Here is a 14,389-nt window from a genome sequence, read left to right on the forward strand (position 1 = left end):
CCATTGGCTTGCTCAAATTTCATACTAATATAAGAAAAATCTACTTAAGGCTCTATAAAGTTTCCCATGAACCTCATCAAAAAATTGCAGCAACTTCCTATCGTTTCTAAATACTTTTTAAATCGGTACCCACCCTATCGGGGTGCAGGTATTGAAATTGATCAAATCGATTTAGCCAACCACCATGTCCGTGTCAAAATGCCACTGACCCGCAAAAATCAAAACATTGTCGGGGTGCATTTTGGCGGCAGTCTCTATTCCATGGTCGATCCCTTTTATATGTTAATTCTGATGCATCACTTGGGTTCAAAATATATTGTTTGGGATAAAGCTGCGACGATTCATTTCCTAGCCCCTGGGCGCAGTACAGTCTATGCCGATATTCGCCTAAGTGCTGCTGAAGTCGAAGAAATTAAACAACTCGCAGAAGACTATGCGCCTGTTACACGTCAATATACGCTCAATATTGTCGATGAATCAGGCGTACGAATCGCAGAAGTGCATAAAACATTATATATCCGACGCAAAAAGCCCAAAGCTGCTGCACACTAAACAGCGCAGTACGCATCCACAAAAAAGCGCAGCCTCACGAGATGCTGCGCTTTATAGAAACAATTTGAGTTTTCAGTTAATCGATCAAGTTACTGGTCAGATCAAATTAGCGTTTTTGCTCAATTGCAGCGCCTGCACCGCCACCAACAGCACCGCCAATTGCAGCACCCGCATTTCCGCCAATCACTTCTTTACCTAAAATCGAACCAATTGCACCACCAATGCCGCTATAGGTTGCATTGCGGTTCGAGCCGTCTTGTGTCTTACTTCCTACTGCCGCACCCGCACCTGCACCTGCTGCTGCACCAACGCTACCGCCAATACTATTCCCAGCTGCACCACCTACAGCACCACCTAAAGCTGCTGCACCAATACGCTGGTCATTTGAACTCATGCTCTCACAACCCGCCATTAACATGGTCGATACAGTTGCAACTGCCAATACGCTAAATACTTTTTTCATCGCGATGTCTCCCCGCTGTTGTTGATTTTAAGTGTAGTGCATCTTGCGGCATCAACTTTGAAAAATCTGTTACCAAGCACAGTAAGATATGAGTATTTCTGTAAAATGCTTAAGGCATCATAAAGGATTCTGTACCCTCTTCTTCAAGTACCACCACATCACGTGTGGTTTTACCATCTTCAGTAAACACAGCATGAGAAACTGTTTCTTTGCTTTCAGGCGTTTTGACCCGATCCAGTTTTAATGTGCGATGAATTGGCGCCTGCCCCTGCTTATATTCCATGCCTTCTGCATCAATCGTTTTCACTTCAGAAATGACTTTACCATCCTGCTTTAGGGTTTTATTCAACTCAATTTTTGAGGTTGGTACAATCACCCCACCTTTTTGAATCACAGGAATACCCAATTGTTTCTCTGAAAACTGTGCTTGATCATCATCAAAAACAACTTCCTTTGCCACAATATCTTTACCCTGATTGCTCACTTCAAAAATCGTGGCTTCTACATGGCGTATAGGCTTTTCACCTGTCACTGTACGAATCACTTCAGTTTTTAGAATAGGCACAATGGCTTTGTCTTTCACCACAATGCTGTTTGGCATTGGTGCAGCCGAAACAGACACACTCAGTAGCATTGCCGATAAACACAGTGTCAGTCCTCTAAATTGCATAAGCTATCCCCTTAGTTTTCTTGATATTTTTAAATTGTTCTTAATTCACTATATGCAATATTGCGGCTTTATTAAAGCAAAATATGCAACTAAAACGTTGGCAAAAAAAAGACGCCTCGAAAGGCGTCTTTAAATGATGCTTTAAAACGAATTAGAGATCGTTAAATTCATCGCTAAATGCTTGGCTTAATGCTTGATCTACATCAGAGAAATCATTCACTAATGCCAATTCAGCAGCTTCAGCTTCTTGACGACGACGCTCTAAGTGGTAAGCAAGACCCGTACCTGCTGGGATCAAACGACCCACAACAACGTTCTCTTTCAAGCCACGTAAATCATCTTCTTTACCTGTTACAGCCGCTTCAGTTAACACACGTGTAGTTTCCTGGAACGATGCAGCAGAAATGAACGAGTCTGTTGAAAGCGATGCTTTGGTGATACCCATCAATTGACGTTCAAACTTCGCTGGGAACTTGTTTTGTGCAAGTACAGCTTGGTTTTCTTGTACCACGCGAATGTAATCCACTTGTTCGCCTTTGATGAAGCTCGTATCGCCACCATCGGTGATTTCAACTTTACGCAACATTTGACGCACGATGACTTCAATGTGCTTATCGTTAATTTTTACACCTTGTAAGCGGTAAACGTCTTGAACTTCGTTCACGATGTAGTTGGTTAATGCCACTTCACCTTTCAAGCGTAAGATGTCATGTGGGTTTTGTGGACCATCAGAAATGGTTTCACCACGGTTCACATGCTCACCTTCAAACACGTTGATGTTACGCCATTTTGGAATCAACTCTTCGTAAATCTCAGAGCCATCATCTGGTGTAATCACTAAACGGTTCTTACCTTTGGTTTCTTTACCAAAGCTCACGATACCTGACACTTCTGCAAGAATCGCATGCTCTTTTGGTTTACGTGCTTCAAATAAGTCTGCAACGCGTGGTAAACCACCGGTAATATCACGAGTACGTGAAGATTCTTGTGGTACACGACCAATAACGTCACCCACACCGATATTTTCGCCATCACGGACAGAAAGAATCGTGTTCTGTGGCAAGAAGTAGAACTGTTCGCCACCATCCACAGTGTCTAATACCACAGCAGGACGTAAGTCTTTACCTGACGCAGGACGTGAAGTCACTGGCAAGATTTCAACTGTGGTCATACCTGTTGCATCATCAGTTTTCGAGGTTGCAGTCACGCCATCAGCAATTTGGCTGAAACGGATTTTACCCGCAACTTCGGTCACAAGTGGATGCGTGTGTGGATCCCAAGTCGCCACAATACCGCCAGCTTCTACCGCTTCGCCATCTTTGAGCAAGATTGACGCACCGTATGGCAGTTTATAACGCTCACGCTCACGACCTAACTCATCGGCAATACCAATTTCACCTGAACGTGAAACAGATACCAAGTGACCTTTAGCGTGTTGTACAGTTTTCACGTTATGGAAACGTACTGAACCTTTGTTACGCACTTGTACGCTATTGGCTGCAGAAGTTCGGCTTGCCGCACCACCCACGTGGAATGTACGCATGGTTAACTGTGTACCTGGCTCACCAATCGATTGAGCAGCCATTACACCCACAGATTCACCTGGATTCACCAAGTGACCACGTGCTAGGTCACGACCATAACACTTCGCACATACACCAAAGGTCGATTCACAAGATACCACTGAACGTACTTTTACTTCATCGACACCTTGCTCTTCTAAGAAGTTAGCAAGTTTTTCATCAATGAGTGTGTTACGTGGCAGAATAACTTCGTCTGAACCCGCTTTCTTCACATCTTCTGCAGTTACACGACCTAATACACGCGTACCAAGGTTTTCAATGACATCACCACCTTGAATGAATGGTGTCATCACTAAACCGCCATAAGTACCGCAATCTGGCTCAGTAATTACCAAGTCTTGTGCAACGTCAACCAAACGACGTGTCAAGTAACCTGAGTTCGCTGTTTTCAATGCGGTATCGGCCAAACCTTTACGCGCACCGTGAGTTGAAATGAAGTACTGAAGTACCGTCAAACCTTCACGGAAGTTCGCTTTAATTGGCGTTTCAATGATCGAACCATCTGGTTTCGCCATCAAACCACGCATACCCGCCAACTGACGAATCTGTGCCGCACTACCACGCGCACCTGAATCCGACATCATGTAGATCGAGTTGAATGATTTTTGCTTCTCGTCTTCACCCTGTTTGTTTTTCACAGTTGTGAATGACAAGTTGTCCATCATCGCTTTAGCAACTTGGTCGTTGGTACGTGCCCAAATATCGACCACTTTGTTATAACGCTCACCCGCAGTTACGAAGCCTTGCTCGAACTGTTGTTCAATTTCACGAACTTCAGTTTCTGCTTTTTCAATAATTGCTTGTTTTTGTGGTGGAATAACCATGTCTTCCATACCCACAGAAACACCTGAACGTGTCGCTTGACGGAAGCCCAAGTACATCAATTGGTCTGCAAAAATAACCGTGTCTTTTAGACCTAATTTACGGTAGCAAGAGTTGATTAACTTTGAGATGTTCTTTTTGTTCATCTCTAGGTTAATTTGCTCGAAGCTTAAACCTTCAGGCACAACTTCCCAAAGCAAGCAGCGACCTGGTGTCGTATCTACAACAATAGTTTGTTGCTCACGCTCACCATTTTCATTGATTACGGTTTGGTGTACACGTGCTTTTACGCGAGCGTGTAAGTCAACTTGACCCGTTGCAAGTGCACGGTTTACTTCGTGCGTATCTGCAAACACCATGCCTTCACCTTTGGCATTGATTGCATCACGCGTGATGTAATACAAGCCCAAGACAACGTCCTGAGATGGTACGATGATTGGCTCACCGTTCGCAGGAGACAAGATGTTGTTGGTCGACATCATTAACGCACGCGCTTCTAATTGCGCTTCAAGTGTTAATGGTACGTGTACCGCCATTTGGTCACCGTCGAAGTCAGCGTTGAACGCAGCACAAACGAGTGGGTGTAAACGGATGGCTTTACCTTCAATCAGGATCGGTTCAAATGCTTGAAGACCTAAACGGTGAAGTGTAGGCGCACGGTTCAACATCACTGGGTGTTGACGAATTACAGAGGCAAGTACATCCCAAACTTCTGGGGTTTCGCGCTCAACCATTTTCTTCGCAGCTTTAATGGTGGTTGCTTGACCTGAAGCTTGTAATTTTGCAAAGATGAATGGCTTGAACAGTTCAAGTGCCATTTTCTTCGGAAGACCACACTGGTGTAAACGTAGGTTTGGACCAACGGTAATCACCGAACGACCTGAATAGTCAACACGCTTACCAAGTAAGTTTTGACGGAAACGACCTTGCTTACCTTTGATCATATCTGCCAAAGATTTAAGCGGACGCTTGTTTGAACCTGTGATTGCACGACCACGACGACCGTTATCTAACAAGGCATCAACAGACTCTTGTAACATACGTTTTTCGTTACGTACGATGATGTCTGGCGCTGCAAGGTCAAGAAGACGCTTCAAACGGTTGTTACGGTTAATCACGCGACGATAAAGATCGTTCAAGTCAGAAGTCGCAAAACGACCACCTTCAAGTGGAACCAACGGGCGAAGATCTGGTGGAAGTACAGGCAGTACATTCATCACCATCCATTCAGGCTTGTTGTTCGACTCTTTGAACGCTTCCATCAACTTCAAACGCTTAGAGGCTTTTTTCAGCTTAGTTTCTGAAGTTGTTTGTGGAATTTCTTCACGTAAACGAGCAATTTCAGCTTCAAGATCGATGTCTTTTAACAAGTCTTGAACTGCTTCAGCACCCATTTTCGCAGTGAATTCATCACCATGCTCTTCTAGAGCATTGAAGTATTCTTCGTCATTGAGAAGTTGATATTTCTCAAATGGCGTCATACCTGGGTCAGTAACCACATAAGATTCGAAATACAATACGCGCTCGATATCACGTAAAGTCATATCAAGTAATAAACCAATACGGCTTGGTAATGATTTCAAGAACCAAATGTGTGCAACTGGAGAAGCGAGTTCGATGTGACCCATACGCTCACGACGAACTTTTGCAGTCGTTACTTCAACGCCACATTTTTCACAAATGACGCCTTTGTATTTCATACGCTTGTATTTACCACACAAGCATTCGTAATCTTTTACTGGACCAAAAATTTTGGCACAGAATAAACCATCACGTTCAGGCTTAAACGTACGATAGTTAATGGTTTCTGGCTTTTTAACTTCACCGTGAGACCATGACTTAATCATTTCTGGTGACGCAAGACCAATACGGATGCGGTCAAACTCTACTGGAGCATGACCGTCTGAATCCGTCTTTTTGCGCATGATATCGAGCAAGTCTTTCAATTTTTTTCTCCGTGTGCTGGGAGGCTGTTTTCACATCCCAACTGGGTCACAAATATTGTTTTTTAACTGAGTTTTAATCCCCCTTAATCCCCCTTTTTCAAAGGGGGAAAAGTCCCTCTTTTATAAAGAGGGATCTAGGGAGATTTAATGGAGATGCTTAGTCACCATTTTTCAGTTCAATGTTGATACCTAAAGAACGGATCTCTTTGGTCAATACGTTAAACGATTCAGGCATACCTGGGTCCATATAATGGTTACCATCTACAATGTTCTTATAGATACGGGTACGACCTTCAACGTCATCCGACTTCACAGTGAGCATTTCTTGAAGTGTGTATGCAGCACCGTATGCTTCAAGTGCCCAGACTTCCATCTCACCGAAACGCTGACCACCGAATTGTGCCTTACCACCCAACGGCTGTTGCGTTACAAGTGAGTAAGAACCTGTAGAACGCGCGTGCATCTTGTCATCCACTAAGTGGTTGAGTTTGAGCATGTACATATAACCTACAGTCACTGGACGGTCGAATTTCTCGCCTGTACGACCATCGTACAACACGGTTTGACCTGAACGTGGTAATTCAGCCAGTTCAAGTAATTCTTTAATTTGACCTTCTTCTGCACCATCAAATACAGGAGTAGCCAACGGAACACCTGCACGTAAGTTGCCAGCCAATACCAAGATTTCATCATCAGTTAAGCTGTCAAGATCTTCTTGCTCGCCACCAACTTTGTTATAAATCTTGTCTAGGAACTCACGTAGTTCAGCAATTTCACGTTGTTGTTTGAGCATTTTATCAATTTGCTCACCCAAACCTTTGGCTGCCATACCCAAGTGTGTTTCAAGAATCTGACCCACGTTCATACGCGATGGTACGCCTAGTGGGTTCAATACGATATCTACTGGTACACCGTTAGCATCGTGCGGCATGTCTTCTACAGGCAAGATGTTTGATACAACACCTTTGTTACCGTGACGACCCGCCATCTTGTCACCCGGTTGGATGCGACGCTTAACAGCAAGATAAACTTTAACAACTTTCAACACGCCCGTAGTGAGTTCATCGCCTGTAGAAAGCTTACGTTTCTTCTCAGCGAATTTCTCATCAATTTCAAAGCTCTTCTCTTTCAAGAAAGTTTGAATTTGAGTTAAACGCTCAGCAATTGCTTCATCACTTGGTTGAATTTCAAGTAGATCAACTAACTCTAAACCAGACAACACATCTTCAGAAAGTTTGTCGCCACGTTTAGTTGTACCGCCACCGTTAGATTCTTGACCTTTTAATAAGCGGATAATACGTTCACGCGCTGCTTCTTCAAAGATTTTGTATTCTTCTTTCAAGTCTTTGCGGTATGCATCAAGTTGTGCTTTTTCAATCGCTTGTGCACGTTCGTCTTTTTCTAGACCATCACGGGTAAAGACTTGAACGTCAATCACAGTACCTTTAGTACCTGATGGAACGCGCAATGATGAATCTTTCACATCTGCTGCTTTTTCACCGAAGATTGCACGAAGCAATTTTTCTTCAGGCGTTAACTGAGTTTCACCCTTAGGCGTTACTTTACCAACAAGAATGTCGCCTGCAGTCACTTCAGCACCAATGTAAACGATACCAGACTCGTCTAGTTTAGACAGTGCAGCTTCGCCCACGTTTGGAATATCAGCTGTGATTTCTTCCGCACCCAATTTGGTATCACGTGCAACACATGACAATTCTTGAATGTGAATCGAAGTTAAACGGTCTTCTTGAAGTACACGCTCAGAAAGCAAGATCGAGTCTTCGTAGTTATAGCCATTCCAAGTCATGAACGCGACACGCATGTTCTGACCGAGTGCAAGCTCACCGCCATCTGTAGATGGACCGTCAGCCAATACATCACCACGACCTACCTTATCACCCATCTTCACCAAAACTTTTTGGTTAATACAAGTGTTTTGGTTTGAACGTGTGTATTTGATCAGGTTGTAGATATCTACACCTGCTTCACCCGCGATCATTTCTTCTTCGTTCACACGAATGACTACACGTGAAGCATCGACATATTCAATACGACCACCACGGTTTGCAATCACACATACACCTGAGTCATGTGCTACGTTCGCTTCCATCCCTGTACCCACAAGTGGTTTATCAGCGATAAGCGTCGGAACAGCCTGACGTTGCATGTTCGATCCCATCAAGGCACGGTTGGCGTCATCGTGCTCAAGGAATGGAATCAGTGATGCTGCTACAGATACAACCTGCTGTGCAGAAACGTCCATGTGCGTCACGCGCTCTGGCGGCATACGCACGAAGTCACCTTGGTGACGTACAGATACGAATTCTTCTGTTAAATTGCCATCTTGGTCTACGCTTGAGTCCGCTTGCGCAATGATCGTGCCCACTTCTTCAATTGCAGATAAATACTCAACCTCATCGGTTACACGACCATCAACCACTTTACGGTATGGCGTTTCCAAGAAGCCAAAATTATTACATTTTGCATAAACAGAAAGCGAGTTGATCAAACCAATGTTTGGACCTTCAGGCGTTTCAATTGGACACACACGACCATAGTGAGTTTGGTGTACGTCACGTACCTCAAAGCCTGCACGTTCACGTGTCAAACCACCTGGACCAAGCGCAGATACGCGACGCTTGTGGGTAATTTCAGACAACGGGTTGTTTTGGTCCATGAACTGAGACAATTGGCTTGAACCAAAGAATTCTTTGATTGCAGCAGCCACTGGCTTCGCATTGATTAAATCTTGCGGAGACAGGTTGTCTGTTTCAGCTTGTGACAAACGCTCTTTTACAGCACGCTCAACACGTACCAAACCAACACGGAATTGGTTTTCAGTCATCTCGCCCACTGAACGTACGCGACGGTTACCCAAGTGGTCGATATCGTCGACTTCACCTTTACCGTTACGGATTTCGATCAATGTTTTAAGTACATCGGTAATGTCTTCGTTAGACAAAATACCTTCAACTTCACGTGATTTCTGATCTGTACCCACTTCGTAAGGACGACCCAAACGACGGTTGAACTTCATACGACCTACTGGCGATAAATCATAACGCTCAGAAGAGAAGAACAAGTTATTGAACAGATTTTCAGCGGCTTCTTTCGTCGGTGGCTCACCTGGACGCATCACTTTGTAGATTTCTACCAAAGCATCTTCACGACCAACAGTTGTATCTGCACGTAAGGTGTCCGCAATGAACGAACCACGGTCAATGTCATTGGTGAATAGGATGTTAAATTGTTTAACACCACCTTCTGCAAGTTTCACCATGATTTCATGGCTTAACAAGGTGTTTGCAGCAATCACATCGCCATCTTTTAGCTGGATGTCTTCTGCAGTAATACGTTCGTACAAGTACTCATCAGGAACTGAAAGCTTCTCAAGACCAGCTGCTTCCATTTGACGTACGTGACGCGCATTAATGCGTTTACCTTGCTCAACAATCACTTTGCCGTCAGTATCAGTGATGTCAAATTGTGCCATTTCGCCACGTAAGCGTTCTGGGACAAGGTCAATTTGGTAGCTACCCATGTCTAAATAGACAGGTACTTTCTCAAAGAACAAGTCTAGGATTTGTTCATTGCTATAGCCCAATGCACGCAACACTACAGTCGCAAGCAATTTACGACGACGGTCAATACGCACATAAACGAGGTCTTTGGCATCGAATTCAAAGTCTAACCATGAGCCACGGTAAGGAATAATGCGTGCTGAATACAACACTTTACCGCTCGAGTGGGTCTTACCTTTATCGTGGTCAAAGAACACGCCTGGTGAACGGTGTAATTGAGAAACAATTACACGCTCAGTACCGTTAATCACAAAGGTACCGTTATCCGTCATCAATGGCATTTCGCCCATGTAGACTTCTTGCTCACGCACATCTTTGATTGATTTCGTTTCACGATCTTTAATGATCAAACGAATTTTTACGCGCATTGGTGCCGCATAAGTTGAGCCGCGAAGAATACACTCACGTACATCAAACTCAGGCTTACCAAGACTATACTCAACAAATTCTAAAGCAGCATTGCCAGAATAACTTTCTATAGGAAAAACTGAACGAAATGCGGCTTGGAGACCGATATCTTCGCGGCTTTTTGGAGTTTTGCCATCTTGAAGGAAAGTACGGTACGAGTCGACTTGAATCGAAAGCAAGTACGGTGCATCCATTACTTGGGGCAATTTACCAAAATTCTTACGGATCCGTTTCTTTTCGGTATATGAGTATGCCATCTGGAGTCCTCGGAAAGTAAACTAAACCCGCCTGCAGAACGGGTTTAGAAGGAATTACGCAGGCCGATATGGCCACCACTCTTTACAAATGCTGCAATTTTTAGTGGTATTAAAACGCTTAACAATATTTTTAAATGTGGAAAAATATTGGTAAGCGTTTGATTTTATTGATTTATATTGTTTTCGATGGTTTTCCCATCATTCAAACAAAAATCGAGCCGATAATTGTAACGCAAAAAGGCTGATGACCCAAGAGCCATCAGCCATTTTTTGGAGTCGATTATAAAAAAATCGACTCCCCTTAAGATTACTTAAGTGTAACTGTAGCACCAGCTTCTTCAAGTTTCTTCTTAAGCTCTTCACCTTCTTCTTTAGAAACAGCTTCTTTGATCACTGAAGGAGCGCCTTCAACGATGTCTTTAGCTTCTTTAAGACCAAGGCCAGTAGCTTCACGAACTGCTTTAATTACAGCAACTTTGTTCGCACCGAAAGAAGTCAACTCAACGTTGAATTCAGATTGCTCTTCTGCAGCAGCAGCGCCAGCGCCTGGAGCAGCAGCAACAGCAACAGCAGCAGCTGATACATTGAATTTCTCTTCAAAAGCAGAGATAAGTTCAACAAGTTCAAGAACAGTTTTTTCAGCAACTGCGTTTAAGATTTCTTCGTTAGTTAAAGCCATGAGAATAACTCCAAATGGAAATTGAATGGTGTGGAAATAAATTTAAGCTTATGCAGCTTCTGACTCGTTTTTCTCTTTGAGCGCAGTAATAAGGCGACCCAATTTCGAAATAGGAGCTTGAAGAACGTTTGCAAGCATAGTAAGCGCTTTTTCTTGGTTCGGAAGATTCGCAATTACGCTAACTTCAGCACCTTTATAAAGTTTGCCGTCAAATGCAGCAGCTTTAAGTTCAAATGCTTTATTCGTTTTAGCGAATTCTTCGAACAAGCGTGCAGCTGCACCCATGTCGTCTTCAGAAGTTGAGAAAGCTAAAATTGTTGGGCCAACAAGGTTGTCGTTCAAGATCGTGAATTGCGTATCTTGAAAAGCACGTTTAGCCAAAGTATTACGTACAACACGTGTAGTAACACCTAATTTACGCGCTTCAACACGTAGAGCCGTTAATTGCTCAACGCTCATACCTTGATAGTCAGCAACAACAGCAGAGAACGCTTTAGAAGCAACTTCGTTAACTTCTGCTACGATCTGTTTTTTGTCTTCGATAAGAAGAGCCATTGTAAAACCTCCTAACGGTGATTTATGTGCTTACGTGAAGCACACTCCCAATTCGTAAATTCATTGCTGAACTTACACGCGGAGGAGGAATAAATCACACCACCGCGTCTACCCAGGCTGGAAGATTAAGAAAGCAGCATAAAACTACTCTCGCCTGAGGTCTTTGACGCTGATAAATTCTCATTTACCAATTCAAAGTCCGCCTGAATGTCCCCCTCTCCTGCTAGGAGAGGGTTAGGGAGAGGTTTAACCCTCATCCCGACCTTCTCCCAGAGGGAGAAGGAGACTTTTCAGGACTTTAAAATTCTTTCTAAGTCAGACTTAGTTAGAAACGTTCTGTACATCAATAACAAGACCAGGACCCATAGTAGAGCTCAAAGTGATCTTTTTGATGTATACGCCTTTAGAAGTTGCAGGCTTTAACTTTTTCAAGTCAGCAACTAAGGTTTCAACGTTTGAACGAACTGCTTCAGCAGTAAAGCCAACTTGACCAATCGCAGCGTGGATAATACCCGCTTTGTCTACACGGTAACGCGCTTGACCTGCTTTTGCATTTTTAACTGCAGTCGCAACGTCAGGAGTTACAGTACCCACTTTAGGGTTTGGCATTAAGCCACGTGGACCAAGAATCGTACCCAACTTACCTACTACGCGCATTGCATCCGGAGCTGCAATCACAACGTCAAAGTCAAGGTTACCCGCTTGAATGCTTTCAGCTAAGTCGTCGAAACCAACTACGTCTGCGCCTTCAGCTTTAGCAGCTTCTGCAGCAGCACCTTGAGCGAAAACAGCTACACGTACAGTTTTACCAGTACCTGCAGGAAGTGTAGTCGCACCACGAACAACCTGATCAGATTTACGTGGGTCAACACCTAGGTTTACCGCAACATCCAAAGATTCTTTGAATTTAGCAGCAGGAAGGTTGTTTAGAACTTCAACTGCTTCTTCCAAAGTGTAAACTTTGTTTGCTTCTACAGCAGCAGCAATGGCTTTTTGACGTTTAGTTAACTTTGCCATGTCTTATAGCTCCACATCCAAGCCCATAGAACGTGCAGAACCAGCAATGGTACGCACACGTGCTTCTAAATCAGCACCAGTTAAATCTGGTTCTTTAGTAGTCGCGATTTCTTCTAATTGAGCACGAGTCAACTTACCAACTTTGTTTTTGTTAGGTACAGCTGAACCCTTTTGAATGCCTGCAGCTTTCTTAAGAAGAATTGCAGCAGGAGGAGTTTTCATGATGAATGTGAACGACTTGTCGTTGTACACAGTGATCACTACAGGAATTGGCAAACCTGGTTCAACTTTTTGTGTAGCAGCATTGAATTCTTTACAGAATGCCATGATGTTAACACCACGTTGACCTAATGCAGGACCAATTGGTGGAGATGGATTCGCTTTACCAGCTGGAACTTGCAGCTTGATATAGCCGTCAATCTTCTTAGCCATTTCAAATTACCTCTGGGTACAAACGCCGCTAGGCTCCCCAATATTTTAAGTAACGATACCGTTACAACAACAATGCCCGATTCATCATAAATCGGGGGTTTTCCAACCACTCAAACTTAAACGGATTTTTCGACTTGACGAAATTCCAGCTCAACCTGAGTAGGTCGATTAAATACATTAATTGTCAACGTTAAACGTGACTTCTCGTATTGAACTTCTTCCACCACGCCTTTAAAGTCGGTGAATGGACCATCAATCACAAGTAATTCTTCGCCTGGTTCAAACATCGTCTTCGGACGAGGTGCTTCACCAGTATTGCGTACACGTGCAAGAATCGCGTCAGCTTCTTTTTGCGTAATTGGGGCAGGCTTTTCTGCTGTACCACCAATAAAACCTAAAACTTTTGGACACTCTTTAACAATGTGCCAAGTTTCATCGTTCATTTCCATTTCAACCAATACATAGCCTGGAAAGAACTTACGCTCTGACTTACGTTTCTTACCATCCTTCATTTCTACCACTTCTTCGGTAGGAACAAGGACTTCACCAAAGCTATCGGCAACAGCGCTACGCTGGATTCGATCATTAAGCGAACGCATCACTTGTTTTTCATAACCTGAGTAGGCATGAATAATGTACCAACGTTTCATAGCTCTTTTACCCGATAATTAACTTGATTGCCCAGCCTAACAAATAGTCAAAACACCACAATACAATTGAAGTGACTACAACAACAATCAATACATGCCATGACGTTGTTACAGTTTCCTGTTTAGTAGGCCAAGTGACTCGACGTAACTCAATACGTGAATCTTTAAGCAAACGAACAAAGCCTTTGCCTTGATGGGTGGCGTATAATAAACCTAAAGCCACAACGATACAAGCCAAAATTACCCCAACACGCACCCAAATATCATTGGCTGGTGCCCAATACGCAGGAAGATGCTGATTCACCATCATCGAAGCGATGAATAAAATCAAAGCGATACCCCACAACACGTAGTCTAATGGAGAACTCGATTGAACAACTTCAGCAGAATTATTTCTTTGAGGGATTGGCGCGTCGCTTAATGCGTCACGCGATTTATCATTCGACATTTTTGTACTCGTCGTAGAATTCGCGACTTATTATATGACTAGATTAGCCGACATCAAGCTTTTTTAAAAAAAGTGGCAGGCCAGGAGGGACTCGAACCCCCAACATTCGGTTTTGGAGACCGACGCTCTACCAATTGAACTACTGACCTACAAAACAGAACGAGAGCCAAAGCTCTCGACCTGTTTAACACATTCTATAATTATGCTGTTACTTTAGCAACAACACCAGCACCTACAGTACGACCACCTTCACGGATCGCAAAACGTAGACCTGGGTCCATTGCGATTGGGTGGATTAATTCTACTGACATTTCAACGTTGTCACC

11 protein-coding genes, 1 tRNA gene and 1 pseudogene are annotated in these 14,389 nt (G+C 43.6%); 1 reads left to right on the plus strand and 12 read right to left on the minus strand.

Annotation, left to right across the window (positions count from 1 at the left end; genetic code table 11):
- The first annotated feature begins 66 nt into the window (after positions 1–66).
- Positions 67–552 (plus strand): DUF4442 domain-containing protein, encoded by a 486-nt coding sequence (locus FTT74_RS02320; protein ID WP_179988512.1) that lies wholly within the window; start codon positions 67–69, stop codon positions 550–552.
- A gap of 106 nt (positions 553–658) precedes the next feature.
- On the opposite strand, the gene FTT74_RS02325 is transcribed toward FTT74_RS02320, so the two are convergent.
- The 12 genes and pseudogenes from FTT74_RS02325 to FTT74_RS02380 form a co-directional block, all read right to left on the minus strand.
- Positions 659–1,015 (minus strand): DNA transfer protein p32, encoded by a 357-nt coding sequence (locus FTT74_RS02325; RefSeq protein WP_154321133.1) that lies wholly within the window; start codon positions 1,013–1,015, stop codon positions 659–661.
- Positions 1,016–1,124: 109 nt separating this feature from the next.
- On the minus strand, positions 1,125–1,685 hold the full coding sequence (locus FTT74_RS02330; protein WP_154321134.1) for a hypothetical protein: 561 nt from the start codon (positions 1,683–1,685) through the stop codon (positions 1,125–1,127).
- A gap of 151 nt (positions 1,686–1,836) precedes the next feature.
- The gene (rpoC, locus tag FTT74_RS02335) at positions 1,837–6,036 is read right to left on the minus strand and encodes a DNA-directed RNA polymerase subunit beta' (protein ID WP_096902331.1); all 4,200 of its coding nucleotides are present in this window, start codon (positions 6,034–6,036) and stop codon (positions 1,837–1,839) included.
- A 157-nt stretch (positions 6,037–6,193) separates the two neighbouring features.
- Complete coding sequence (gene rpoB, locus FTT74_RS02340; protein WP_131260966.1) at positions 6,194–10,282, minus strand: DNA-directed RNA polymerase subunit beta; 4,089 nt, start codon at positions 10,280–10,282, stop codon at positions 6,194–6,196.
- Between the two features lie 307 nt (positions 10,283–10,589).
- Positions 10,590–10,961, minus strand: a complete 372-nt coding sequence (gene rplL / locus FTT74_RS02345) for a 50S ribosomal protein L7/L12 (protein WP_004975779.1) — start codon at positions 10,959–10,961, stop codon at positions 10,590–10,592.
- A 48-nt stretch (positions 10,962–11,009) separates the two neighbouring features.
- Positions 11,010–11,516, minus strand: a complete 507-nt coding sequence (rplJ, locus tag FTT74_RS02350) for a 50S ribosomal protein L10 (RefSeq protein ID WP_004975777.1) — start codon at positions 11,514–11,516, stop codon at positions 11,010–11,012.
- A gap of 321 nt (positions 11,517–11,837) precedes the next feature.
- Positions 11,838–12,533, minus strand: coding sequence for a 50S ribosomal protein L1 (rplA, locus tag FTT74_RS02355; RefSeq protein WP_004975774.1), 696 nt, complete (start codon positions 12,531–12,533; stop codon positions 11,838–11,840).
- Between the two features lie 3 nt (positions 12,534–12,536).
- Positions 12,537–12,965 (minus strand): 50S ribosomal protein L11, encoded by a 429-nt coding sequence (gene rplK / locus FTT74_RS02360; protein WP_004975771.1) that lies wholly within the window; start codon positions 12,963–12,965, stop codon positions 12,537–12,539.
- A 116-nt stretch (positions 12,966–13,081) separates the two neighbouring features.
- Positions 13,082–13,615: a transcription termination/antitermination protein NusG gene (nusG, locus tag FTT74_RS02365; protein WP_004975770.1), complete on the minus strand. Its 534-nt coding sequence runs from the start codon at positions 13,613–13,615 to the stop codon at positions 13,082–13,084.
- 7 nt (positions 13,616–13,622) lie between these two features.
- A complete protein-coding gene (secE, locus tag FTT74_RS02370) occupies positions 13,623–14,063 on the minus strand; it encodes a preprotein translocase subunit SecE (protein WP_004975769.1) in 441 nt (146 codons plus the stop codon).
- A gap of 73 nt (positions 14,064–14,136) precedes the next feature.
- Positions 14,137–14,212: transfer RNA gene (locus FTT74_RS02375), tRNA-Trp, on the minus strand.
- A gap of 51 nt (positions 14,213–14,263) precedes the next feature.
- A pseudogene (locus tag FTT74_RS02380) lies at positions 14,264–14,389 on the minus strand (elongation factor Tu); the annotation flags it as partial.

The sequence above is a fragment of the Acinetobacter sp. YH01007 genome, from assembly GCF_013420425.1.
Lineage (GTDB): Bacteria > Pseudomonadota > Gammaproteobacteria > Pseudomonadales > Moraxellaceae > Acinetobacter > Acinetobacter towneri.